Source organism: Polaromonas sp. P1_G4 (assembly GCF_056405475.1).
In genome coordinates this window covers 1-947 of sequence record NZ_JBFUCA010000916.1, presented here as the reverse complement: position 1 = coordinate 947, position 947 = coordinate 1, and the positions used below count along the sequence as shown (strand labels likewise).

Below are 947 nucleotides of genomic sequence, written 5' to 3'. Positions count from 1 at the left end.
GCCCAGCCCGGTGCTACACCCGAGGCATCGGGCTTGAAGGTGGCTTTGTCCCAGGCCAGCATGGCGACGCCGGCAAAACCCACGAAGAGGCCCAGGATGCGCGAGGCATTGGGTTTGTCCTTGAGCCACAGCCAGGCGATCAGTGCGCCGAACATGGGGACGGTGGCGTTGAGGATGGCCGACAGGCCCGTGGTGATGGACAGCAGTGCAAACGAAAAACATGCAAACGGAATGCCTGAATTGAGCACGCCGATGAAAAAAATCCGTTTCCAGTTTTTCTTCAGGTGAGGCAACAGGCCGCGCAGCCACACGATGGGCAACAAAAACAACGCCGCAATGCCCACGCGCACTGCGGCGGTGGGCAGGGGACCGAACTCCACCGTGCTGATGCGCATGAAGAGGAAGGACGAGCCCCAGATGGCGGCCAGCATCACAAAATCGGCAGCCCAGTTTTTGGGCTTGGTGAGGGCCGCACCCACCGGCGCAGCGATACCGGAGGGACTGGAACTCACAGCGTGTTCTCCTGAAGTGCGCCTTCGAGTTTAAGCAAGGCGGTTTTGCGGTGCAGGCCGCCTGCGTAGCCTGTGAGTGAGCCATCGGAGCCCAGCACCCGGTGGCAGGGCACGATCACGCTGACCGGGTTGCGCCCGACTGCTGCGCCCACGGCGCGCACGGCTTGCGGCTTGCCGATACGCTGGCTCACCTGGCCGTAGCTGAGGGTGCCGCCCTGCGGAATGGCCAGCAGCGCCTGCCATACCGACTGCTGGAAGGCCGTTCCGTGACCCAGGTCCAGCGGCAGGTCGAATTCGGTGCGTGTGCCGGCATAGTATTCCGTGAGTTGCTTGATGGTCTGCCTGAGCACCGGGTGGTCCGGGTCTTCGCGCCACACATAAGGTTTCACGAGTTGCGGCGGCAGGTGACGCTGGCCGGCAAACCAGGTGCCGGCC

The 947-nt window shown here is 63.6% G+C and carries 2 protein-coding genes; both read right to left on the bottom strand.

Features of this window, described 5'->3' with window-relative positions; all coding sequences use genetic code 11:
• Positions 1–512 (bottom strand): DMT family transporter (locus AC1D1X_RS24425; protein WP_477699506.1); only part of this gene is annotated, 512 nt, incomplete at its 3' end.
• On the bottom strand, positions 509–947 hold a 439-nt coding region (locus AC1D1X_RS24420; RefSeq protein ID WP_477699505.1), incomplete at its 5' end, for a methylated-DNA--[protein]-cysteine S-methyltransferase. The genes AC1D1X_RS24420 and AC1D1X_RS24425, both read right to left, overlap by 4 nt.